We start from the raw sequence: 23,121 nt of genomic DNA on the forward strand, positions 1-23,121 counted from the left end.
TGTAAAAAGAGGATCCATAATGATAAAACAAACACATCCACTCTCTCCAATCTATAACAAGCATTCCGAGATTCTCATTTTAGGGAGTTTTCCTTCTGTAAAGTCTAGAGCATCCATGTTTTATTACGCGCATCCTCAGAATCGATTCTGGAGGATCTTGCCAAGGATTTTTAACTATCATAAGACACTGGAGACGAACGAGGAGAAAACTCAGTTTTTACTGGAACGGAGAATCGCACTTTGGGATGTTCTTCATTCCTGCACGATAGAAGGTTCCTCAGACAGCAGCATCAAAGATGCTGTCCCCAATGACCTGACCTTCCTTCTCGAAAACTCGGACATCCGGCGCATTCTATGTAATGGCACAACCGCTTACAAACTATATAATAGATTTCAAAAGACTTTGATAGGGAATGCGATTGAAGTGCTTCAGTTACCAAGCACCAGTCCAGCCAATGCAAGATTTTCAGAAGAGATGCTAGAAATCATCTGGAAAGAAGCTCTGATACATCATAAATAAAAGGAGATGCATCAGCATCTCCTTTTATTTATATGAACTATCTGTTTCTACCAAATCCTCCGAAACCACCATTCATCATACCACGTCCCATACCTTTTCCGAATCCGAGACCATAGTTCTGACCAGCGACTCCACCACCGCATGGACCAGTACCATTTTCAATATTCTCAAGAATCTGATCTGCGCGTTCTCTGGATAGGGAACCTTCCTTCACGCGTTCTTCAATGACTTCTTTTTTCTGCTCCAGAACTTCGTTTCTGAATTCCTCCAATTTTCCCTCATCTTCCGCAATTTCATAGAGCATTTTTCCTTCTTCAAAATGTTCTTCTTCAATCTCTTCAATGGACTTTCCTGTGATACCAGCCAGGGCCTCCCAGGGATTGTCGTACTTTGCTGCTGCAAATACTGTAAGGGATGTGATTCCCATAGCCACCGCCAATGTGCTGCCTGCAATAATCTTACTGATTTTGTTCATTTTTCATTTCCTCCTTTGGTTGTTCTTTGATTACATCATATGATCCATTTGTGTCAAAAATTTGTTTTTTCTCAAGTAATCCTGTGTTTTTTCAGCTCTACATCTGACAGTGGTGGACATTGGGATTGTTTTCAATCGGACAATTGTAGATTCCATTTTTTTGTCCATTTCCCGGTATATCTTGCCCCATCATAAGCGCTTTGCGATACTCATGCCTTCTGCTTTTCATGAAATTTTCCATAGCAGGAACCGACTTCTCAGAAACCTCCATTGTCATTTCACTCACTTCAGAAGCACGAACTTCCACAGGAGCGAGAAGAGCGGTCCCCGCAGATACAGCCATAGTCAGCATAAGTGCATTTGTCAAGATCATCAATTGTATTTTTTTCATTATGAAACCCTCCAAATTTGTTTTATGAGGTCACTATACAGCGTAATTGTGTTGAAAGTTTGTATTAAGATAGCATTTTCTGTGTTTCTCTTTTGCCCTACAGTCTGAATCATCACAAAAAAAACATATCTCTTCGCTAAAATGTTATTATTGAATTGAACAGAAAACAGAAAGGAATGAGTGTCATGAACTTGCTCATCGCAGACGACCATAAACAAATCACATCAATACTAAGTGATTATGCAAAAAAAGAAGGGTATACCGTATCGATCGCCAACGACGGCAAAGAAGCATTAAGTATGTTCAGCAAGAACACTTTCGATCTGGTACTACTTGATGTGATGATGCCGGAGATGGATGGTTTTCAGGTATGCAGAGAGATACGGAAAACATCCACTGTACCCATTATTATGGTCACTGCCAGAGGAGAGGACTTTGAACGCATCATGGGACTTGATATGGGTGCTGATGATTATATCGTCAAACCTTTTTCACCTGGCGAAGTCATGGCAAGAATCCGTGCTATTCTAAGAAGAATTTCACCTGATTTAAAGGAAAGCCAGGATAAAAACATCTTACATTATGATAATCTCACCATTAATATTGAGGAGTTTACTGTCCTGGTGGAGAATGAACCGGTATCACTTACGAAAAAAGAGATCGAGATCCTTTATACCATGGCAAAGAATCCAAACAAGCTTTTTACCAGAGATAACCTTTTAAACAGTCTTTGGGGCTATGATTACTTCGGAGATGCCAGAACTGTAGACTCTCACATCAAGAGGCTCCGTGCAAAACTGGACAGCTGTCATCACCCGAACTGGGAGATAAAAACAGTCTGGGGAATGGGATATAAATTCGAGGTGGAACATGAACTATAAAATCACAAGAAAACTGGTTCTTTTTATTGTTTCTCTGCTCCTTCTCTTTTCATTGCTCATGAGTGTGGTATTTGCACGCCTTTTTTCTGAACATACTTTAGAATACCATCAGGAGGATCTGAAGATCCGTGCAGAAGCCATCGCTTCCAATCTCACAGAATTTTTGAACTCCACTACAAGTTCTGGTTCCATGGGTATGAGTGGTATGGGCATGGGGATGAACGGAATGAAAGGATATATGCCCTATTTGAGAGGGCTGGAGCAGGTTGCCATGGGCAACATATGGATTGTAGACCGGAATGCTTCTATCATCTATGAATCAAAGGGACTGGAGATTGAATCTCAAGAGCTTCCATCCTCGGCTAATGAAATCATTGAAAAAGCACTTTCTGGAAGCACTTCTTTCAGTGAGACCTTCAGTGACTTTATTGGCATAAAAAGTCTTACCGTAGGGGTCCCCATTCTCAATGATACGCAAGAGGTCATAGGTGCTGTGCTGCTTCATGCTCCTGTGAACAACATTGACTCCTCTATCTTAAGCGGACTGAATATCCTCTTTATTTCAGCAGCCATTGCTTTGGTTCTGGCGATTCTCTTAGGGACTCTTTTCTCTTTAAAGTTCATCGCACCCATCAAAAAAATAAATAAGGCAGCTTATAAACTATCTGAAGGGGACTATTCCATCCAGACTCAGGTGATTCAAAATGATGAAATCGGAGATCTTGCAAAAACGGTAGATCAACTGGCCATTCGCCTTGACGAAGCATCCAAAGAAAGTAGCAGACTGGAACAAAGCAGACGGGACTTTATTGCCAGTGTCTCACACGAACTGAGAACACCTGTCACTGTGTTAAGAGGTTCTCTAGAGGCACTGAAGGATGGAATCATAGAAGACGAGGATCAGCGCAGACAATATGAGGATCAGATGTTCCAGGAAGTCCTTTCTCTGCAGAGGCTGGTAGATGATCTTCTAAGTCTTACAAAACTTCAGAATCCGGATTTTAAGATCAGTAAAGAACTTCTCAATCTTTCCGAAGTTCTTTCTGATGGCGTCGATGCCATGAAGCTTTTAGGGGCAGACAAAGAAATCAGCCTGAGCCTTTCAAACCCGTATACCTTCATACCATTTACAGGAGACTACGGAAGACTTCGCCAAATGTTCATGGCCATCCTTGATAATGCCATAAAGTTCTCACTAAACCGAAGCTCCGTTGACATAGAGGTGGGGGAACAGACCGGAAGAACCATTGTAAAGATCAGGGATCACGGCATCGGAATGGAAGAAAAGGTAAAAGCGCATATTTTCGAGAAGTTCTATCAGACCTCGACAACAGAGAATCTGAAAGGAACCGGGCTAGGGCTTTCCATCGTGAAGGAGATAGCATTAAGGCATGATATATCCATCGATGTGGAGAGCCGTAAAGGGGAGGGAACAGTATTTTCTTTCACCTTCCCGAAAGAAAAAGCGCCAAGCTAAGTGATTTTCTTGTCACAAAACCTTGTCAGCACAGGATATATCCGGTATGATAGGAGAGTACAAAAATTATTTTCAGGTAGTTGACAGACTTTCTGATTATGTTATAATAGTTTGGTACAAGTAGAAACCACCGTTTCTCACCCTACGACTAGCGTTGTATGGTCATAATTCATTCTTTAGTGAATTTGAGGACGGTTTATGCCGTCCTTTTTTAGCGTCTATCGTTAGAAAAGGCATGTTAAATTCCGGAGGTGAAAATTATTAAATCAAACAACCCAATCAATCATGAAATAAGAGAAAAAGAAGTAAGACTTATTTCAAGTGAAGGTGAACAGCTTGGAATTGTATCATCAAGAGATGCCCTGAAAATGGCAGAAGACCAGAATCTGGATCTTGTGATGATTGCTCCCACAGCAAAACCACCCGTATGTAAAATCATGGACTACCATAAGTTTACCTACGAACAGGCCAAAAAAGAAAAAGAGGCCAAGAAGAATCAGAAGATCATCACCCTGAAAGAAATCCGATTCAGCCCTAAGACCGAAGAACATGATATCACAATCAAGTCAAACAAGGCACGGGAATTCCTGACAGACGGAGACAAGGTGAAGGTTACTGTAAGGTTTAGAGGCCGCGAAGCCGCTTACGCAGAAAATGGATACAAGATCCTGAGTAATTTCGCATCAAAATTAGAGGATGTCGGTACGATCGAAAAGCCTGCCAAAATGGAAGGTCGTAACATGATCATGATACTGACTCCAAAGAAGTAACAAACTTTAGGAGGAAGAAACGATGCCAAAAATGAAAACCCATAGAGGCGCTGCCAAGAGATTCAGAAAAACTGGAAGTGGAAAGCTGAAGAGAGGAAAAGCTTTCAGAAGTCATATCCTTACTAAGAAGTCTTCCAAGAGAAAGAGAAATCTTAGAAAGACCGGGTATGTTTCTACAACACAAGAAAAGGCAATGAGAAAGTTGCTACCATACCTATAATTAGAAGGATACAGGAGGATTAAAAATGGCAAGAGTTAAAAGAGCCTTAAACGCTCGTAAGAATCATAAAAAAGTACTGAAGCTTGCAAAGGGATACTACGGTGCAAAGAGCAAGCTGTTCAAGACAGCAAATGAGACTGTTATCAGAGCTCAGAGAAATTCCTATATCGGCAGAAAGCTGAAGAAGAGAGATTTCAGAAGACTCTGGATCGCGAGAATCAATGCAGCTGCTAGAATGAACGGTCTTAGCTACTCCAGACTGATGAACGGTCTGAAGATTGCTGGAATCGACATCAACAGAAAGATGCTTTCTGAGATCGCAATCCATGATCCAAAGGCATTTGCAGTGCTCGTTGAGACCGCAAAGTCCAAATTAGCATAAACCCATCAAAATCACCTGTTTTCAGGTGATTTTTTATTTTCCGATTTAATACCAATGGTTGAACATTTCAGAATTATTCTATAAGATGAAGAGTAAGATAGATTGCAGCTCTTATAAAGTCTGACAAGAGTGGTGTACTGATTAATTATTTACAAAAGGCATCTTGCAAAACACAAAAAAAGGCGTACAATAATCCGAGTGACAGGCTAATATTGACAAACGAGGTGCTCCTATGGAGAACATAAAAAAGAAGAAACATCTAAGTCCTTTTAAAATACTGGCAATAGGATTTGCCACAGTCATCCTGACGGGAGGAATTCTCCTGTCCCTTCCAATATCCTCTGTATCTGGCCAATACACAAGTCTTCTGGATACCATTTTTACCGCAACCTCTGCGGTCTGCGTAACGGGGCTTGTGGTTCTTGATACAGGAACCTACTGGTCGGTATTTGGACAATGGATTATTTTAGTCCTAATCGAAATCGGCGGCCTTGGATTTATGGCATTATCGACAATCTTTGCACTGCTTCTTGGAAAGCGTATCTCCTTAAGAGAACGGCTCGTTATGCAGGAAGCATACAACACTTTTTCTTTGCAAGGTGTCATCAGCCACGTTCGTTATATGCTGTTTTTTACCCTTGCCGTACAAGGGGGGGCTGCTCTCATACTGATGACACAGTTCATTCCCCTATATGGGATCGGAACAGGAATATATTATGGAATCTTCCATGCGATATCAGCATTCAACAATGCAGGCTTTGATCTTTTGGGCAACTTCACCTCAGTCACTGTACTGAACACCAATAAGGTGGTGCTGATGACCTTAGGAACACTGATTAACATCGGTGGACTTGGCTATCTCGTATGGCGTGAGATCATCAGCAGCATCCGGTCGAAAAAGAAGTTAAAGAACTTCAGCCTTCACTCAAAAGTGGTTCTGACCATTTCACTGACCTTAGTTTTATTCGGCTCATTGATTTTCCTGATTTTTGAGTGGAATAATCCTGCAACCATGCAAGGGATGAGATTTTCAGATAAAATCGTCAACTCGTATTTTACTGCAACTACCCCTAGAACGGCCGGCTTCAACAGCATCTCGAACTCAGAGATGTCTCCCGCCGGAAAGCTTCTGACCATGGCTTATATGTTTATTGGTGGTTCTCCAGGTTCTACAGCAGGTGGTGTGAAAACCACCACACTGGGTATCGTGATTTTCACACTGATTTCTGTCCTGAAAGGGCGGGAAGATGTGGAGGTCTATCACAAGAAACTCTCACAAAGCACCGTATACCGTGCAGTGGCAGTTTTCTTGCTTGGCATATCCATTGTAATTATGGGCGTTATGGTGCTTTCCATTGCAGAGGTAGGAGCAACCTTTGAAGTCATTCTTTATGAAGTCCTTTCAGCCTTCGGCACAGTTGGACTGACCCAAGGCATCACACCAAGCCTCACTGCAGTCAGCAAGGTCACTTTAACTCTCATCATGTATATGGGAAGAGTGGGTCCATTAACCGTCATGCTGGCCTTAGCAGGAAAACAGAGTAAAGCAAACGTTAAATATCCAGAAGGCAAACTTCTGATTGGATAAGGAGAAAGACATGAAAGCAAAACAATTTATAGTAATTGGACTTGGCCGCTTCGGTCAAAGTGTCGCAAAGACTCTATTTCAGATGGGATATGATGTGCTGGCTGTGGACGATGACGAAACCACAGTACAGGAGATTTCTGATTCTGTCACCCATGCAGTGCAAATGGATGCCACAGATGAGTACTCACTAAGGACACTGGGTGTCAGAAACTTTGATATTGCAGTAGTTTCTATTGGTACCAATATCCAGTCTTCCATCATGGTGACATTGAACCTAAAAGAAGCTGGCGTTAAAAAAGTCATCGCAAAAGCTACCAACGAAATGCACGCAAAGCTCCTGACAAAAATTGGAGCAGATCGGGTGATTCTGCCAGAATATGATATGGGTGTCCGCGTGGCACACAATTTGGTTTCTTCCAACATTCTTGATTTCATCGAGCTCTCACCTGATTATTCCATCATAGAAGTCAAAGCACCTGAAAGCTGGATAGGCAAAGACATCAAGACATTGGATGTCCGGGCAAAATATGGCATCAACATCATGGCAGTGAAATCAGGCATGGATATCAACATCTCTCCAAGTGCAACAGACCTGATCAAACAAGAAGATATCCTTGTAGTCATCGGTTCTATTGATGATCTATCACACATTGAAGGACTTGTGTCCAATGACTGAGTTCCGGATTGAGAGTAAATCAAACCCTGTGATCAAAATGGCGAAAAAACTGAAAGAGAAGAAGTACAGAAATGAGAGCAGACGATTTCTTGTGGAAGGATTCCGGTTTCTGGAAGAAGCGCTGAAATCGGGGAAAAAAATTGACAAGATCTTTTATGTTCCTGAAAAAGAAGAAGATTTCAGAAAGTATATTGAGCCAAATCTGAAAGGGGAAGAGATTTATTCAGTACCTGAAGCTCTATTGAAGGAACTCTCATCCACGGTGCATCCACAAGGGGTCATCGGCGTCGTTCATATGGATGAAAGCTCTGATAATCATGGTGCAGATCCTTTCAGAAATTCCATGTACCTTTATCTGGATGGTCTTCAGGATCCCGGCAATCTCGGCACCATCATCCGTTCTGCTCATGCAGCAGAAGCAGGGGGGATTCTCCTTGGAAAGAACACCGTGGATCCATACAGTGACAAAGTCCTTAGAAGCTCCATGGGCTCTATTTTTCATCTCCCTCTCTACAGAGATGGGGATATGATGCTCAAAAAACTCCAGAATCAAGGCTATAAACTTGCCGTTACGAGTCTGGATGCAACGAGAAGCATCTATGAGGAAGATCTTGCACAGAACCTGGTTCTCGTCATCGGCAACGAGGGCAGTGGGGTGACAAAGGAAATCCAGGACAATGCTGAAATGCTTCTGAAAATCCCAATGCCTGGAGGCGCAGAAAGTCTGAACGCAGCAGTTGCTGCATCTGTTATTCTATTCGAGAAGGTTCGTCAGACTCAAGAAAAGTCTCTCTAGTGGTCCTTTTTACAGTTCATAGGGCGCACTCAAAATCAGACCTAAACATTGCATCGCATCTCAGGAAAGTCTTTGAGAATGGCTTGCACATTTGTGAAATACCTTTTATAATAGATTAGAACTCAAACTGAATACTGTGCGAGGATGAAGAGAGTACCTGTACCCCTTCCAGTTAGGGAAAAAAAGCCATGGACTGAAAGCTTTTTATGGAAAGATACAGCGAAGTTCACTTCGGAGCATCAGAGGGGAAATCCAGTAGTCTCTGACGGGTAAACCGATATATTTAACTGAGCGGACAGATAAACTCTGTCAATCAGGGTGGTACCACGGAAGCATTCCGTCCCTATTTATTAGGGGCGGTTTTTTTATTTATTTTGATAGGAGGAACTTATGAGAGAACAAATTGACGCCATAAAACAGAAATTCAATGAAAAACTGGCTGCATTGTCCACCAGCGAAGAACTGGAGAAGCTGCGTGTGGAGGTGCTGGGCAAGAAAGGAGAATTCACCCAGATTCTTCGAAGCATGGGCAGCCTCAGCGCAGAGGAAAGACCCCTCATCGGGAAACTGGTGAATGAAGCAAAAGAGGAGCTGGAGGATAAAATCCGCTCTGTGAAAGAAAGCCTCAAAGAACGTGCAACGGATGCCAAACTGAAGAATGAAGTCATAGACATTACGCTGCCCGGTGTAAAATCACCCATGGGCGGGAAACACCCCCTCATGATGACCATGGAGAAGATTGAGAACATCTTCCTGGAAATGGGATTCACCATTGAAGAGGGACCTGAAGTGGAACTGGACTATTATAACTTCGAAGCGCTGAACATCCCGAAGGATCATCCCGCAAGAGGGGAACAGGATACCTTCTATATTGATGATCAGGTAGTACTGAGAACACAAACTTCTCCAGTACAGATCCGAACCATAGAAAATCAGAAACCACCCATCAAGATGATTTCTCCCGGTAAGGTGTACAGATCCGATGATGTGGACGCAACGCATTCCCCCATCTTCTATCAGATTGAAGGCCTTGTCATAGATAAAGGAATCACGTTTGCCGATCTTAAAGGCACTTTGGATCTATTTGTAAAGAAGATGTTTGGAGATGATATCATCACCAAATTCAGACCCCATCACTTCCCATTCACAGAACCATCTGCAGAAATGGACGGCACCTGCTTTGTATGTCATGGAGAAGGCTGCAAGGTATGTAAGGGTGAAGGATTCATGGAGCTTCTGGGCTGCGGTATGGTGCATCCTGAGGTACTCAAGAAAGGCGGTATTGATCCAGAAGTCTATTCCGGATTTGCCTTTGGCTTCGGTCTGGACCGTATGACCATGCAGAAGTTCGGTATCGATGACATCAGACTGCTGTATGAAAGCGACATGCGTTTCCTGAAGCAGTTCAAGTAGGAGGAAGTAGAGATGAAATTACCAATAAACTGGCTGAAAGACTATGTAGATATTGATGTGGACGGAAAAACCCTTGGCGATGCTCTGACCCTTTCCGGCTCTAAAGTGGAAGGTCTCGAGAATCCCTTTGATATACTGAAAAACATTGTCACCGGAAACATCACAAAAATTGAAAAGCATCCGGAAGCGGATAAACTTCAGGTATGTACCGTGGAGATCGGTGAGGAGGAACCCATAGTCATTGTCACCGCTGCAACCAATATGAAGGAAGGCGACACAGTTCCAGTGGCGCTTCACCAGTCCACTCTTTTTGACGGTTCCGAAATCAAAAAAGGAAAGCTTCGCGGCATCTTGTCCAATGGGATGTTCTGCTCTGAAGAAGAACTGGGACTGAAAGAAAAAGGCACCTGTGACGGTCTCATGATTCTTCCTCTAGATACTCCAGCAGGAAAAGACATCAAAGAAGTCCTTGGCTTGAACGGTGGTATTCTGGACCTGGAGATCACCTCCAACAGACCCGATTGCCTCAGCATCCTTGGTCTTGCCAGGGAAGTTTCTGCTGTATACGGTGCTCCACTGAAAAAACCTGACTTTACCTTCAATCCACAGAAATCAGACGTAGACCCCGTGAAGGTTTCTATAGACACACCTCTTTCCAGAAGGTATATGGCCCGGGAAGTTGTGGATGTGGTCATCGGAGAAAGTCCAGATTTTATCAAGAGCCGACTTTTAGAAGCAGGGATCAGACCCATCAGCAATATGGTGGATTTGACAAACTTTGTGATGCTGGAAATCGGACAGCCCCTTCATGCTTTTGACAAAAGAGAGATCACCTCTGGCATCATCCGGGTGAAAGAAGCTGCCGGCGGCGAGAAATTCACAACTTTAGACGGAAATGAGCGGACATTGAGAGAGAACACACTGCTCATCATGGATGATGACAACATCATCGGACTTGCCGGTCTCATGGGCGGTCTGGATTCAGAAATCAAAGAAGATACCACGACTGTTATTCTGGAGTCTGCAAACTTTGACGGTGTTACCATCAGAAATGCATCCTCTTATCTGAATCTTCGTACCGATGCCTCCACAAGATTTGACAAGGACATTGATCCTAATCTGGCAGAACTTGCCTTAGATAGAATCTGCCATCTCATTGAGAAGCTCGGCATCGGAAAGGTGCTGGACTATACTGTAGATGTGTATCCCATGAGAAGAGAGCCCAATCAGCTGTCTGTATCTTCTGATTACATCAACAGGTTCCTGGGAACAGATCTTTCCGGCCAAAAAATGGCGGAAATTCTAAACTCCCTGGAGATTGACACAAAGGTGGATGGAGATGCATTAGAGATCACCACGCCAACCTTCAGAAATGATCTGTTCATCAAAGAAGATATTGTGGAAGAAGTAGCCAGAATCTACGGATACAATAACATCAACCCAACGGTCCCTCATGTGAATGCAGAGCGGGGCGGAAGATACCCTTACCAGATTTTAAGAAGAAAGCTGGAGAACTCTCTTGTAGCCCAAGGGCTTTACGAATCCATCAGCTACAGCTTCATCTCCAGAAAAGACCTGCAGAAAATCCTTCTGCCTGAGGATTCTCCATTAAGAAACATGGTGGAGATCCGAAATCCTTTGGGCGAAGATTTCTCTGTCATGAGAACCACCATGATCTCTTCCATGATGGAATCTCTGGCAAGAAACGAAGCAAGAAGCAACGAAGAAGCCTCTCTTTATGAGATTGGCAAAATCTACCTGAAAAATGAAAGCCCACTGCCTGAAGAAAGAGAAGTCCTAACGGTAGGACTCTATGGAAAGGATCTCTTCTATCACCTGAAGGGCATCGTAGAAGTCATCATTGAAGAGTTCGGCCTTACCGGTATTTCCTACGAACGGGCAGACCATCCTTCCTTCCATCCTGGAAAGTCCGCTCATGTGCTTTTAGGGAAGAAGAAGCTCGCGACCTTTGGTGAGATTCATCCAAAGGTTTCCCAGAACTATAACATGGAAAAAGCATCCTATATTATGGAACTGGACCTTATGACCCTCTACAACGCTGCAGTGACCGAGAAAAAATATGTGGAGATTCCTAAATATCCTTCTGTCACCAGAGACATTGCTGTACTCATCGATGATGCAGTGCTGGTCCAGGAAATGGAAATGATCTTCAAGAAGCAGGGTGGATCACTTCTTGAAAGCTATACTCTGTTTGACGTCTATAAAGGAAAACAGCTTCCTGAAGGAAAGAAGAGTGTCGCCTATAATCTTGTGTACCGGAACAAAGAGCGGACTCTGACTGATAAAGAAGTCAATAAAGTTCATGATAAAATTGTCCGCACACTGGAGCATATGCTGGGAGCAGTATTAAGATAACCAGAAAAGAATCTTAAAAATCCGTCAGGAAATTCTTCCTGACGGATGATTTTTTCCGGAAAACAAGCTATAATATTAGGTACTGATGAATAATTGAGAATATTGAAAAATATAGGGATACTAAAAATACAATGTATACGGGGGCATGCAGAAAGGGGACGACAAGATGAATAAAGTAACGGTACGGATCTGTGGTCAGGAATACACCTTGAAAGGTGAGGAATCTGAGGAATATCTAAAAAAAGTCGGAAAAGAAGTGCATCAGATGATCAGCTCCATGATGGAGAGAAACCGTCAGATGGATACTTCCTCCGCCTCTGTTCTGGCTGCGCTGAACGCTGTGGACAGACTGTACAAAAAGCAGGATGACCTGGAGAACCTCAAGAAAGAGGAAGGATCCGTCTATAAAAAAGCGGCAGGTATGGAAGAGGAGATGAAGCTTCTTGAAAAAGAGGTGGATCGAATCCAGAAAGAAAACAATCAGCTGAAAGAAACTCTTTCAAAAACCCAGGAAGAGGACAGCAGGGAAAAACTGGGAAAAGACAGAGAAATCAAGAGACTTGAAACGGAGCTGAGGCTGACACAAGACAGTGCCAAAGAATACCGCGATGAAAATGAAAGTCTCTCCAAGCTGAACAAAGAGCTGAAATTTGAGCTGCAGTCTTATAAATATAAAGTGCTGGAGCTTCAGAAAAAACTCTTTGATACCCAGCTGACCCAGACAAAAGAGCTGAAAGACAAGGAAAAAAAGGAAAAGAATCCCATCTTGAAAGAAAAATCCAGGTAGAAACGCCGGATTCCCATGAAAACCAGAACGAAGAGGTCCTTCGCTCTGGTTTTCATGCTATAATAGATAGGTAAATTTTAAGGATTGAGGTAGATTTTTTGTGAGATATATTGAACTATTAGCACCAGCAGGCAGTATGGAATCCTTGGTGATGGCTGTGCAAAACGGAGCCAACGCTGTTTATCTTGGCGGAACCAAATTCTCCGCTAGAGCCTATGCCACCAACTTCACCGAAAAAGAGCTCGAAGAAGCGGTTGATTACTGCCACAGCTATGATGTTCGGGTAAATATCACGCTGAACACTCTTCTGAAAGACAGTGAGCTGGAGGAAGCCGTGTCCTATGCATCCTACCTCTACGAAATCGGTGTGGATGCCCTCATTGTGCAGGATCCAGGGCTCATCTACAGACTGAGAACTGAACTGCCGGATTTTGAGCTCCATGCATCCACCCAGATGACAGTCCATAACGGAGAAGGCGCTCTGTATTATACAGAGAAAGGAATTCGGCGGATCGTGCTGTCCCGTGAGCTGTCCTTTGAGGAAATCAAAGAAATCAGTGTGGACCTTGGTGTAGAAACCGAGATCTTTGTCCACGGTGCTCTTTGTATCAGCTATTCCGGGCAGTGTCTCATGTCGAGTATTTTAGGCGGCAGAAGCGGAAACCGCGGAAGATGTGCCCAGCCCTGCAGGCTCCCTTATGACCTTTTGGATGGGCAGGGTGCTTCCAGAGCAAAGGCCTACCTCATGAGTCCGAAGGATATCACAGCCATAGACAACATGGATGAGATTCTGGATTCCGGTGTTTATTCCTTGAAGATTGAAGGAAGAATGAAACGTCCGGAATATGTGGCGGCCACAGTACAGTATTTCAGAGAAGAGATTGAAGGATACAAATCCAACAAACATAAAGAAAACCTTCTGAAAGTCTTTAACAGAGAAGGGCTTTCCGATGGTTATTTCCATGGTAAGACCGGTAAAGATATGATGGCCTTCCACTACCCTAAAAACACAGGGGTACCCATCGGGAAGGTCCATGGGGACGGAAGTCTCCAGCTGGATGCGCCTCTAAAAAAAGGTGATGGTCTTCGAGTCGGAGAAAAAGGCTTGACCGTGGAAGGGATCCGGGACGGAAAAGATGTGAAAGACTCTGCAGCTGCTGGCGAACAGGTGAGACTCATCGGGCGGAGCAAGCTCCCCGAGGGAGAACTCTTCAAAACCTATGATTTTGAGCTGATGGATCAGCTTAAAAGAAGCCATAATGGTCTGTACGACAAAAAAATAGGCCTCACAGCAGAACTAATCTTTGCCCCTGGTGAGGAAGCCTCCCTTACAGTGATCTATAAGGACAGAACGTATCAAAAGTCTTCAAAAATGGTGGAGAAAGCACAAAAAGCACCTCTTTCCAAAGAGAGAGTGGAAGATGCGCTGAAGAAAAGCGGTGAGATTCCTTTTGTCATAGATACCCTCCATTTCACAAAATTCGAGGAAGGCTTTCTGCCGGTGAAAGATCTCAACGAAATGAGAAGACTGCTCCTGGAAGACATCGTAACTTATGAGGTGCAGAATAAAAAAAGGACCGGAGGACGTCAGGAAAAAGAAGCTCCTTCCCTTGAGAAAAGACAAGAGAAGATGCGCCTTGTGGGAATCTCCACCAAAGATCAGCTGAAAGCCGCACTGGATTCCAATTTGAAAGAGCTGGTGCTTTATCCGTTTTACCGTGGAGAAAGACATCTCAATTTCAAGGATGTGGCAGATCTTCTGAAAAAGAACGAAGAACTGGGTCTAAAGATTTATCTGAAGGTCTCCAATATTTTGAGAAAAGAGCTTCACGGCGTGGTCTCTAAAGTAAGAGACCTGAAAAAATATGGTGCAATAGAAGGTATCGTCACAAATAATGCGGGTGTCCTACGTGCCCTCCACAAGGAATTCCGGATCATCGGCGACTATAAAATGAACCTTATGAACAGCTATGGTCTTCATCTTTATGGAGAAGATCTTTATATGAGTATGGTCAGTGAAGAGCTGAACCGTCAGGAACTGAAAGATCTGAAACATAAAGATCGTCTGATTACTCTTGTCTATGGAAGGCAGGAGCTCATGCACAGTGAGTACTGTCCTGTGGGTGCTTCTTTAGGGGGTATGACACGGGAAACGCCATGTAATGAAATCTGTATGAGAGATACATTTTCTCTCAAAGACCGTATGGGTGAAGAATTCCCCGTGATGACCGATGTTTTCTGCAGAAGTTATATCATGAACGGCAAACCCAAGAATCTTCTGGACACCACAAAAGATCTGCAGTCCCTAGGATTCACCTCCTTCCGTGTGGATCTCACCACCGAGTCCTATGAGGAGTCCATGGCGATTCTGAGCGCTTTCAAAAACGAACAAGCCTTAACCCTCGAAGCATTCAACCGCGGACATTATAAAAGGGGAGTGGAATAGTGAACGAAAAAAATATACAAAAACTGGAATTCCCAAAAATCCGGGAAAAAGTGGCCGCCTACGCGGTATCTTCTCCAGGAAAAGAAGAAATACTGAAGCTTATGCCCTTCACCTCCAAGACAGAAATCCTCCGCGCTCTTCAGGAGACCAACGAAGCGAAAAGTCTTCTGGATGAGAAGGGAGGTGCTCCTTTTGAAGGGGTCTATGATGTTCTTGGCACTTTGAACTATATTGGGAAAGGAGGCACCGCCTCCATCGACGGTCTTGTAAAAACCGCCAACATCTTGAAAAGCGCCCGACTTCTGAAAGACTATGTGGGCAAAGATGAAAAAACAGGTGCACTTCAGGAGCTCACTGCTGGTGTCACATCCTTAAAAAATCTGGAGAACGCCATCTATCAGGCCATCACAGATGAAAATGAGATTGCAGATCATGCCAGTGACGCACTTTTAAGAATCAGAAGGACGCTTCGTGAAAAGACTGCCAGCGTCAAGGATAAAATTCAGGGAATGGTCCGGGAGAATGAGAAATATCTTCAGGATGCCATCTATACTGTCCGGGGAGACCGCTATGTCATCCCGGTAAAAGCAGAACACAAAAGTCAGGTGAAAGGCCTCATCCATGATCAGAGCGCTTCCGGTGCAACTCTTTTCATTGAGCCCATGGGGCTTGTAAATCTCAACAATGAGATCAAAGAACTGATGCTGAAGGAAAAAGCTGAAGTGGAACGGATCCTCATGGAACTGTCCCAGAAAGTGGATAAGGATCTGCCCCTCGTACAGGCCAATGCAGATATTGTCTATGCACTGGATGTGATCTTTGCAAAAGCGAAGTATTCCATCAGAACCGATGGCACCATGCCTGCGCTTATGGAAAACCTCACATTCAACTTAAGAGATGCAAGGCATCCTCTCATTCCGGATAAAGTCGTGGTTCCTTCCACCATCTACATGGAAGAAGGCATCACTGCCATCATCATCACAGGACCCAATACTGGAGGCAAAACGGTGACGCTGAAAACCGTAGGCCTTCTTCATATCATGGCCATGTCCGGCATCCTGATTCCGGTGACAGACGGCTCCAGCATCGGCCACTACAGCAGTATCTATGCAGACATAGGAGATGAGCAGAGCATAGAGCAGAGCCTGTCCACCTTCTCCTCTCATATGGTGAATATTGTCCATATCATTGAAGAAGCAGATGAAAGAGCTCTTGTTCTTTTTGATGAGCTCGGCGCAGGGACTGACCCGACAGAAGGCGCAGCTCTGGCCATGGCCATTTTGGAAACACTGAAGGAACGTGGGCTGCACATCATGGCCACCACCCATTACAGTGAGCTGAAAGCCTACGCACTGAAGTCAGACAAGACCACCAATGCATCCGTGGAGTTCAACGTGGAGACGCTGCGTCCAACATACAGACTCCTTATTGGCGTGCCTGGAAAATCCAATGCTTTTCTCATTTCCAAAAGGCTTGGGCTTCCTGATGAATTTATAGAACGTTCCAGAGCTTACATCGATAAAGAGGCCCTACGATTTGAAGAACTCATTGAGAGTCTGGAAAAATCCAGAAGAGATGCCTCCAAAGATGCCCGCTTTGCAGAAAATATCAAAAATGAGCTGAAACGAAAAGAAGAGGAGCTGGAAAAGAAGCTTCAGAGGATTGAGGAAATCCGTGAGAAAGCCTTGCGTGATGCAAGGCAGGAAGGGAAGAAATATCTGGAGGAAGCCAAGGAAAAGGCCGATGTTCTTTTGAAGCAGCTTCGTGAGATTGAGCAGAATGTGGATCTTAAAGACAGCAGAAGAAGCCTCCAGTCTCTCCGGGACACGCTGAAGAAGGATCTTGAAAAGGGAGAACAGAAGGAGCTCTTCGAACGTGTGGAAGGAGAAAAGGTCACAGAGTTTAAAGAAGGACAGGAAGTGCTTCTGTCCACGCTGAACCAAAAAGTATCTATTCTCAGTCTACCGGATGCCAAAGGAGATCTGATGGTACAGGCAGGCATCATGAAACTCTCTGTGAACAAAAGAGATCTGGTTATGCTGAAGGAAGACAAGAAACAGAGAAAATTCGAAAAACGTGAAGCAAGGCTTAATTTAAGAAGTGTCTCCACCAGCTGCGATGTCCGGGGCAGTGATGCCTTAGAGGCGGAAAGAGCGGTGGATTATTATCTGGATGAAGCCTCCATGGGAGGTCTTCTCGAAGTCACCATCATCCATGGCATGGGTACTGGCATCCTGAAAGAGCATCTATGGGATATGTTCCGTCATCATCCCCACGTGAAAAAATACCGTCTGGGCGAGTATGGAGAAGGAGGAAAGGGCGTGACCATCGTCACCCTAAAATAACCATGAGAGAAAAACTTTTGGTCTCTTCCTGCCTTTTAGGCGAGAAAGTGCGCTATGATGGAGAAGGATTTCAATATCCAGAGATTCTTGCTCTTTCGGAGAACTATGACCTTCACCCATTCTGCCCTGAGGTTTCTGGAGGTCTTTCCATCCCGAGGCCCCCTGCAGAGAGGTCAGGTGTGAGCATACTGACAAAAAACGGAAAAGATGTTTCAGCTGAATACAGGCTCGGCGCAAAAAAAGCCTTAGACTACTGCCTGAAAGAAGACATCAGAAAAGCGGTACTGAAATCAAGAAGCCCTTCCTGCGGGAAGGGCCAGATTTATGACGGCACCTTTACAAAAACTTTGACGGAAGGTCATGGAGTCACAGCAGAGCTGATTTTGGCCCATGGCATTGAAGTATATACTGAAGAAGATTTAGGAGGTCTCAAATGACATTACAGGAAGCAAAACAACAAGCAAGAGAAAAAATGATGCCCCAGTGCCGTATGTGCAAAGAATGCGACGGGGTGGCCTGCAGAGGCGAAGTTCCGGGAATGGGCGGTAAAGGAACTGGAGCGAGCTTTATACGGAACGTGGAAGCTCTGAAGAACATCACCCTGCATCTGAAAACCATCCATGATGTGAAAGATGCGGACCTGACTTTCACCCTTTTTGGCCAAACCTTATCCATGCCGGTGATGCCTGCACCAGTCACAGGTGTGAACATCAATATGGGCAACAAAATGACTGAAAAAGACTATATCCGTGGCGTTGTGAAAGGCTCTGAAAAAGTGGGCATTCTGCCTATGGTGGGAGATTCAGCCTTCAAGTCCTTCCTGGAGGACAACCTCAGTGTGCTGCAGGAAGAAAATATGGCGGGCATTCCGTTCATTAAACCTTGGAATCAGGAGGAGCTCTTTGCAAGAATTGATCTGGCCATGGCATCCAATCCTGTCGCTCTTGGAGTGGACATTGACTCCGCAGGGCTTGATACTTTGAAAATCCACGGCCACAGGGTCGATCCGAAGTCTCTGGAAGAGCTGAAAGCCATCAAATCTTATCTCACAGTCCCTTTTATCGTCAAAGGAATCATGACCGTTGAGGAAGCAATGCTTGCAGTAGAAGCAGGAGCCGATGCTATTGTGGTCTCCAACCACGGCGGACGTGTCCTTGATCATGCAAGGGCCACCATATCCGTTTTACCTGACATTGCCAAGGCTGTGAATGGCAGAGTGCCTGTTCTTGCAGACGGCGGTATCAGAAGTGGTGTGGATGTATTTAAGTTCCTGGCTCTAGGCGCGGATGCTGTCCTCATCGGCAGACCTTTTGCCCAGTACGCCATCGGCGGCGGGGAAGAAGCTGTGGAGCTTTATGCCAAAAAGATTGCACAGGAGCTGAAAGGCGCTATGCTTCTCACTGGGATCAAAGACCTTCAGACACTGAAGGAGCAGGGCAGAAGCGCACTGCATTTTGAAGTCTAAATCATTACGAAACTGCCAGTATCTGTTTTATTTTATTGACAGGTTATTTTGATTTTCGTGAAATCTCTGACGGAATTTGTATAGTTTGTTCATTCAATTGATAATGTGAAAAGGATATTTTATACTGAAAGAAGATGAACCTTTGGTTTCATCTTCTTTTTCACCTTTATTGTATACGTTATCAAAGTATAGGAGGGGTATTTTTTGATTACCAGTTTAAAGGAAATACTGACATTGGCGAAGAATCAGAAGAAACGCATTGCAGTCGCCTGCGCAGAGGACAAGGATGTTCTAGTATCACTGAGTGAAGCGGAGCGCCATGGTCTTGCCACATTTCTCCTTTATGGGGATGCTCTGAAAATCAGGGAGGTCATGGAAGGGAACAATCTATCCTTCCGTCATGCGGAAATCATCGATGTGAAAACACCTGAGGAAGCCGCTTATCAAGCTGCAAAGTCCATCTCTGAAGAGAGAGCGGATATTCTCATGAAAGGCCTTGTGGATACAAAAATTCTGTTGAAAGCTGTGCTCAGTAAAGATCTCAATCTCCGTGGGGGCGGGATTCTGTCCCATGTGATGATCTATGAAATGAAAAATTATGAAAAACTGATTCTTCTTACAGATGGAGGTATGGTGATGAAGCCCAGCCTCGAAGACAAAAAAGGGATCATCGAAAACACCAGAATCCTAGGTAAAATTCTGGGACTTCAGCCCATGAAGGTGGCTGTCTTGTCTGCAGTTGAAAAGGTGAATCCAAATCTGGAGAGCAGCACCGAAGCCCAGGAGCTGAAAGAATTCTATCAAGAGGATGCAGATCTTCTTGTGGAAGGCCCTCTATCCTTTGATATTGCCATATCCAAAGAATCCGCACTGCATAAGGGGTATAAAGGAAAGGTCGCTGGAGATGCCGATGTGCTTCTTGTGCCAAGCCTTGAATCCGGGAACTTCCTCGGAAAGTCCTTTACCTATATGGCAGACGCCGACAGTGCCGGCATCATACTAGGCGCCAAGTGTCCTGTGATTCTGACCTCAAGGTCTGATTCCAGTGAAGCAAAACTCAACAGCATCGCACTGGCTGTACTCATGACAAGAACCGAGGGGGAAACCATATGAAAGCATTGATGACCGGAAATGAAGCTCTTGCAAGAGGAGCCTTTGAAGCAGGGGTGCATTTTGCCTCCGCTTATCCAGGAACGCCTTCCACAGAAATTCTGGAGAATCTGTCCCAGTATAAAGAAGTCTATTCCGAATGGGCACCGAATGAAAAAGTCGGGATGGAAGCCGCTTCTGGAGCATCCATCATGGGAGCAAGGGCATTGACCACCATGAAGCATGTGGGTCTCAACGTGGCTGCAGATCCTTTCTTCACCATGGCTTATATCGGTGTTCTCGGCGGATTTGTCATCATCAACGCAGATGATCCAGGCATGCACTCTTCCCAGAACGAGCAGGACAACAGGTTCTACGCACCTCATGCGAAGGTCCCTATGCTGGAGCCTTCAGATTCTGAAGAATGCCGTATCTTCACCAAAAAAGCCTTCGAGATCAGCGAGGAGTTTGATACCCCTGTGATGATCCGCACCACAACAAGAGTGAACCACTCCAAGTCTCTGGTGAATCTGGAGGACAGAGTGGAGATCCCTGTGAGAGAATACAAAAAGGACAAGCTGAAAAATGTCATGACCCCTGGTCATGCCCAAAGAAGACATCCCATTGTGGAAGAACGTCTGAAAAGTCTTGAAATCTATAATTGCCACAGTTCATTGAATAAAGTGGAGAAACATACGGAGCAGCTTGGCATCATCACCTCCGGCATCTCCTATGCTTATGCCAAGGAAGTATTTGGAGAAAGTGCTTCTTATCTGAAGCTGGGCATGACGTTCCCGCTGCCAAAAGAGCTGATTCAGGAATTCGCCAAAGAAATGCGGGAAATCATTGTCATCGAAGAGAACGAACCTTATCTGGAAAAGGAAATCAAGGCCATGGGCATCCACTGCACCGGCCGGGATGTCCTTCCCACCTGTGGCGAACTGAATCCAGAGATCATCCGTGAAGCATTTTTGTCAGAATCACCCAAAATGCCTCCTGTGATGGAAAGCAAAGCGCCCACAAGACCTCCTGTGCTCTGTGCCGGATGTCCCCATAGAGGCTTCTTCAACGCACTGAAAACAGACAGGGATATCATCGCCTCCGGAGACATCGGCTGTTACACCTTAGGCGCCATGGACCCCATCAATGTCACTGATACCGTCATCTGCATGGGTGCATCCATTTCAGCAGGAACGGGGATGCAGAAGATACTGGAGCTCCAGGGAGATAAAAAGAAAAAGATCTTTTCTTTTATTGGCGATTCCACCTTCTTCCATTCCGGTATCACAGGACTGGTGAACTCCATCTACAATAAAATCCCACTGGTCACCGTAATCATGGACAACCGCACCACAGGCATGACAGGTCACCAGCAGAACCCAGGAACTGGAAAAACTCTCATGGGAGAAACAGCAGGGGACATTAATATCCCAATGCTTGTCCGTTCTCTGGGCATCAAAGACGAAAACATCAAAATCATCAACCCTTACTATCAGGATAAAGCAAAGGAAGTCATCAAAGCAGCCAAAGCTTGCGAAGAGCCCTTTGTCATCATCACCCAGGAACCCTGCGCACTTTTGAAGGAAGTACAGGTCCTTAGAAGAAACTCCTATGTGGAGATCGATCAGGAGAAATGCAGAAAGTGCAAAACCTGTGTGCGTACTGGATGTCCGGCCATTTTCATGAAGGACGGCAGTGTATTCATCGACCGTGAGATGTGCAATGGCTGTACACTCTGCTATCAGGTCTGTCCGTTCCAGGCCATTGAAAAAAAGGGGGATCTTGTTCATGCGTAAAGAAGCGAACATTTTATTTGTCGGTGTAGGCGGTCAAGGAACCATTTCCGCCTCGAATCTCCTGTCCGCCGCACTCATCGAGCTGGGATATGATGTAAAAATGAGTGAAGTCCATGGTATGGCGCAGCGTGGGGGAAGTGTGTCTACCCAGGTGCGTTACGGAGAGAAAGTATATTCTCCGCTCATTGAGAAAGGCACTGCGGATTACATCATGTCTTTCGAAAAGAGCGAATCCCTCCGATGGATCGGCTTTCTGAAAGAAGAGGGTAAAGTAATCTCCAGTCTTCATGAGATCCGTCCTTATCTCGTCAACGTGGGCAAAGAGGTTTACCCTGAAAATTCTCTTTCTGAGTTGAAGGAGAAGGGGATAGACGTCATTTCTCTGGATGCGCAGGGAAAAGCCATTGCCCTGGGGAATGGGAAAGCCGCCAATATGATTCTCCTTGGGATTCTCGCTAAAGAGCTGGGGCTCTCCCAGGAGCTTCTTGAAAGACTCATCAAGCAGTATTTTAAACCACAGCTTCAGGAAGTGAACCTGAAAGCTTTGAACGAAGGATACCTCTATGACGAAACCCATTCAGTTTCATTGACACTTTAAAGAGCATTCTATAAATAGAAGGAGCATCCGACCTGGATGCTCCTTCTATTTATTGCGTATTTTCAAAGAATTGCTGTGAAGTCAAACTCTTTCATGATTTTTTTGAACCAGAACGTATACTTCTCCGGCTCATCCTCCATCTCCGCCATGAGATCCGGTAGGGAGATCCATCGGAAAGACTGCACTTCTTCAGGATTCACTTCAGGGTCCTTTTCATAGCGTCCAATATATACGTGGTCATACTCATTTTCAATGATGCCGTTGTCAAACTTCACTTCATAAGACATCTCATAAATGTGGGTCAGCTCACAATCAAATCCCATCTCTTCCGGAAGTCTTCGGTGAACCGCACTGTCTGTGGTTTCGCCATATCTTGGATGACTGCAGCAGGTATTGGCCCAAAGACCTGGTGTGTGATATTTGTGAAGCGCCCTTTGCTGAAGGAGCAGCTCTTTTTTGTCGTTGAAGACAAAAATACTGAACGCTCTGTGCTTTATCCCCTTGATATGTGCTTCCTCTTTTCCCATGTATCCTTGGAAATTGTCTTTCTCATCCACAAGAATCAGTATATCTTCCATCTCTTTTATCTCCTGTTCTCTTTAATTTTCATCATTATAACGAATAATTTCA

At 44.7% G+C, this 23,121-nt stretch carries 22 protein-coding genes and 1 other annotated feature; of the genes, 19 read left to right on the plus strand and 3 right to left on the minus strand.

Going from position 1 to position 23,121, the window contains the following annotated elements; genetic code table 11:
* Nucleotides 1–19 precede the first annotated feature (19 nt).
* Nucleotides 20–520, plus strand: a complete 501-nt coding sequence (locus tag T487_RS0107615; RefSeq protein ID WP_036909300.1) for a DNA-deoxyinosine glycosylase — start codon at nucleotides 20–22, stop codon at nucleotides 518–520.
* 37 nt (nucleotides 521–557) lie between these two features.
* On the opposite strand, the gene T487_RS0107620 is transcribed toward T487_RS0107615, so the two are convergent.
* Nucleotides 558–995: a DUF2680 domain-containing protein gene (locus T487_RS0107620; protein WP_031576090.1), complete on the minus strand. Its 438-nt coding sequence runs from the start codon at nucleotides 993–995 to the stop codon at nucleotides 558–560.
* A gap of 97 nt (nucleotides 996–1,092) precedes the next feature.
* Nucleotides 1,093–1,386, minus strand: coding sequence for a hypothetical protein (locus T487_RS0107625; protein WP_031576092.1), 294 nt, complete (start codon nucleotides 1,384–1,386; stop codon nucleotides 1,093–1,095).
* A 176-nt stretch (nucleotides 1,387–1,562) separates the two neighbouring features.
* Here T487_RS0107625 and T487_RS0107635 point away from each other — a divergent pair, with 176 nt between their 5' ends.
* From T487_RS0107635 to T487_RS0107720, 18 genes are all read left to right on the plus strand, one after another.
* Nucleotides 1,563–2,267 (plus strand): response regulator transcription factor, encoded by a 705-nt coding sequence (locus T487_RS0107635; protein WP_074542646.1) that lies wholly within the window; start codon nucleotides 1,563–1,565, stop codon nucleotides 2,265–2,267.
* Nucleotides 2,257–3,744, plus strand: a complete 1,488-nt coding sequence (locus T487_RS0107640; RefSeq protein ID WP_031576101.1) for a sensor histidine kinase — start codon at nucleotides 2,257–2,259, stop codon at nucleotides 3,742–3,744. Before T487_RS0107635 ends, T487_RS0107640 begins: the two co-directional genes overlap by 11 nt.
* A gap of 242 nt (nucleotides 3,745–3,986) precedes the next feature.
* Nucleotides 3,987–4,514: a translation initiation factor IF-3 gene (infC, locus tag T487_RS0107645; RefSeq protein WP_074542637.1), complete on the plus strand. Its 528-nt coding sequence runs from the start codon at nucleotides 3,987–3,989 to the stop codon at nucleotides 4,512–4,514.
* A 22-nt stretch (nucleotides 4,515–4,536) separates the two neighbouring features.
* On the plus strand, nucleotides 4,537–4,734 hold the full coding sequence (gene rpmI / locus T487_RS0107650; RefSeq protein WP_031576107.1) for a 50S ribosomal protein L35: 198 nt from the start codon (nucleotides 4,537–4,539) through the stop codon (nucleotides 4,732–4,734).
* Nucleotides 4,735–4,759: 25 nt separating this feature from the next.
* Nucleotides 4,760–5,116, plus strand: a complete 357-nt coding sequence (rplT, locus tag T487_RS0107655; RefSeq protein ID WP_031576110.1) for a 50S ribosomal protein L20 — start codon at nucleotides 4,760–4,762, stop codon at nucleotides 5,114–5,116.
* A 232-nt stretch (nucleotides 5,117–5,348) separates the two neighbouring features.
* Nucleotides 5,349–6,704, plus strand: coding sequence for a TrkH family potassium uptake protein (locus T487_RS0107660; protein ID WP_031576113.1), 1,356 nt, complete (start codon nucleotides 5,349–5,351; stop codon nucleotides 6,702–6,704).
* Nucleotides 6,705–6,714: 10 nt separating this feature from the next.
* Nucleotides 6,715–7,380, plus strand: a complete 666-nt coding sequence (locus T487_RS0107665) for a potassium channel family protein (protein ID WP_031576116.1) — start codon at nucleotides 6,715–6,717, stop codon at nucleotides 7,378–7,380.
* Complete coding sequence (locus T487_RS0107670; RefSeq protein ID WP_031576118.1) at nucleotides 7,373–8,176, plus strand: TrmH family RNA methyltransferase; 804 nt, start codon at nucleotides 7,373–7,375, stop codon at nucleotides 8,174–8,176. The genes T487_RS0107665 and T487_RS0107670 overlap by 8 nt, the downstream gene beginning before the upstream one ends.
* Nucleotides 8,177–8,308: 132 nt before the next feature.
* Nucleotides 8,309–8,524: a binding site (T-box leader), on the plus strand.
* Between the two features lie 42 nt (nucleotides 8,525–8,566).
* Nucleotides 8,567–9,589, plus strand: a complete 1,023-nt coding sequence (gene pheS, locus T487_RS0107675; RefSeq protein WP_031576119.1) for a phenylalanine--tRNA ligase subunit alpha — start codon at nucleotides 8,567–8,569, stop codon at nucleotides 9,587–9,589.
* Between the two features lie 12 nt (nucleotides 9,590–9,601).
* The gene (gene pheT / locus T487_RS0107680; RefSeq protein WP_031576122.1) at nucleotides 9,602–11,965 is read left to right on the plus strand and encodes a phenylalanine--tRNA ligase subunit beta; all 2,364 of its coding nucleotides are present in this window, start codon (nucleotides 9,602–9,604) and stop codon (nucleotides 11,963–11,965) included.
* A 166-nt stretch (nucleotides 11,966–12,131) separates the two neighbouring features.
* Nucleotides 12,132–12,752 (plus strand): cell division protein ZapA, encoded by a 621-nt coding sequence (locus T487_RS0107685; RefSeq protein ID WP_031576124.1) that lies wholly within the window; start codon nucleotides 12,132–12,134, stop codon nucleotides 12,750–12,752.
* 100 nt (nucleotides 12,753–12,852) lie between these two features.
* Entirely contained in the window at nucleotides 12,853–15,198 is a 2,346-nt protein-coding gene (locus T487_RS0107690) for a U32 family peptidase (RefSeq protein WP_031576127.1), read from the plus strand.
* Complete coding sequence (locus tag T487_RS0107695; protein ID WP_031576129.1) at nucleotides 15,198–17,543, plus strand: endonuclease MutS2; 2,346 nt, start codon at nucleotides 15,198–15,200, stop codon at nucleotides 17,541–17,543. The genes T487_RS0107690 and T487_RS0107695 overlap by 1 nt, the downstream gene beginning before the upstream one ends.
* A gap of 2 nt (nucleotides 17,544–17,545) precedes the next feature.
* The gene (locus tag T487_RS0107700) at nucleotides 17,546–17,980 is read left to right on the plus strand and encodes a 2-thiouracil desulfurase family protein (protein WP_031576131.1); all 435 of its coding nucleotides are present in this window, start codon (nucleotides 17,546–17,548) and stop codon (nucleotides 17,978–17,980) included.
* Entirely contained in the window at nucleotides 17,977–19,008 is a 1,032-nt protein-coding gene (locus T487_RS0107705) for an alpha-hydroxy-acid oxidizing protein (protein WP_031576133.1), read from the plus strand. The genes T487_RS0107700 and T487_RS0107705 overlap by 4 nt, the downstream gene beginning before the upstream one ends.
* Nucleotides 19,009–19,212: 204 nt before the next feature.
* Nucleotides 19,213–20,121, plus strand: a complete 909-nt coding sequence (locus tag T487_RS0107710) for a phosphate acyltransferase (RefSeq protein WP_031576135.1) — start codon at nucleotides 19,213–19,215, stop codon at nucleotides 20,119–20,121.
* Entirely contained in the window at nucleotides 20,118–21,893 is a 1,776-nt protein-coding gene (gene iorA, locus T487_RS0107715; RefSeq protein WP_031576136.1) for an indolepyruvate ferredoxin oxidoreductase subunit alpha, read from the plus strand. Before T487_RS0107710 ends, iorA begins: the two co-directional genes overlap by 4 nt.
* A complete protein-coding gene (locus tag T487_RS0107720) occupies nucleotides 21,886–22,491 on the plus strand; it encodes an indolepyruvate oxidoreductase subunit beta (RefSeq protein WP_036909303.1) in 606 nt (201 codons plus the stop codon). The genes iorA and T487_RS0107720 overlap by 8 nt, the downstream gene beginning before the upstream one ends.
* A gap of 62 nt (nucleotides 22,492–22,553) precedes the next feature.
* Here T487_RS0107720 and idi read toward each other — a convergent pair whose 3' ends face one another.
* Nucleotides 22,554–23,069, minus strand: coding sequence for an isopentenyl-diphosphate Delta-isomerase (idi, locus tag T487_RS0107725; RefSeq protein ID WP_031576141.1), 516 nt, complete (start codon nucleotides 23,067–23,069; stop codon nucleotides 22,554–22,556).
* Nucleotides 23,070–23,121: the final 52 nt, after the last annotated feature.

The sequence above is a fragment of the Proteiniclasticum ruminis DSM 24773 genome (assembly GCF_000701905.1).
Classification (GTDB): Bacteria; Bacillota; Clostridia; order Clostridiales; family Clostridiaceae; genus Proteiniclasticum; species Proteiniclasticum ruminis.

Coding starts and splice junctions, on each gene's coding strand:
- T487_RS0107705 (WP_031576133.1), top strand. CDS start 17,977: ATGACATTACAGGAAGCAAAACAACAAGCAAGAGAAAAAATGATGCCC.
- pheT (WP_031576122.1), top strand. CDS start 9,602: ATGAAATTACCAATAAACTGGCTGAAAGACTATGTAGATATTGATGTG.
- T487_RS0107625 (WP_031576092.1), bottom strand. CDS start 1,386: ATGAAAAAAATACAATTGATGATCTTGACAAATGCACTTATGCTGACT.
- T487_RS0107665 (WP_031576116.1), top strand. CDS start 6,715: ATGAAAGCAAAACAATTTATAGTAATTGGACTTGGCCGCTTCGGTCAA.
- rpmI (WP_031576107.1), top strand. CDS start 4,537: ATGCCAAAAATGAAAACCCATAGAGGCGCTGCCAAGAGATTCAGAAAA.
- T487_RS0107660 (WP_031576113.1), top strand. CDS start 5,349: ATGGAGAACATAAAAAAGAAGAAACATCTAAGTCCTTTTAAAATACTG.
- T487_RS0107720 (WP_036909303.1), top strand. CDS start 21,886: ATGCGTAAAGAAGCGAACATTTTATTTGTCGGTGTAGGCGGTCAAGGA.
- rplT (WP_031576110.1), top strand. CDS start 4,760: ATGGCAAGAGTTAAAAGAGCCTTAAACGCTCGTAAGAATCATAAAAAA.
- iorA (WP_031576136.1), top strand. CDS start 20,118: ATGAAAGCATTGATGACCGGAAATGAAGCTCTTGCAAGAGGAGCCTTT.
- T487_RS0107640 (WP_031576101.1), top strand. CDS start 2,257: ATGAACTATAAAATCACAAGAAAACTGGTTCTTTTTATTGTTTCTCTG.
- T487_RS0107670 (WP_031576118.1), top strand. CDS start 7,373: ATGACTGAGTTCCGGATTGAGAGTAAATCAAACCCTGTGATCAAAATG.
- idi (WP_031576141.1), bottom strand. CDS start 23,069: ATGGAAGATATACTGATTCTTGTGGATGAGAAAGACAATTTCCAAGGA.
- T487_RS0107620 (WP_031576090.1), bottom strand. CDS start 995: ATGAACAAAATCAGTAAGATTATTGCAGGCAGCACATTGGCGGTGGCT.
- T487_RS0107615 (WP_036909300.1), top strand. CDS start 20: ATGATAAAACAAACACATCCACTCTCTCCAATCTATAACAAGCATTCC.
- T487_RS0107700 (WP_031576131.1), top strand. CDS start 17,546: ATGAGAGAAAAACTTTTGGTCTCTTCCTGCCTTTTAGGCGAGAAAGTG.
- pheS (WP_031576119.1), top strand. CDS start 8,567: ATGAGAGAACAAATTGACGCCATAAAACAGAAATTCAATGAAAAACTG.
- T487_RS0107685 (WP_031576124.1), top strand. CDS start 12,132: ATGAATAAAGTAACGGTACGGATCTGTGGTCAGGAATACACCTTGAAA.
- T487_RS0107635 (WP_074542646.1), top strand. CDS start 1,563: ATGAGTGTCATGAACTTGCTCATCGCAGACGACCATAAACAAATCACA.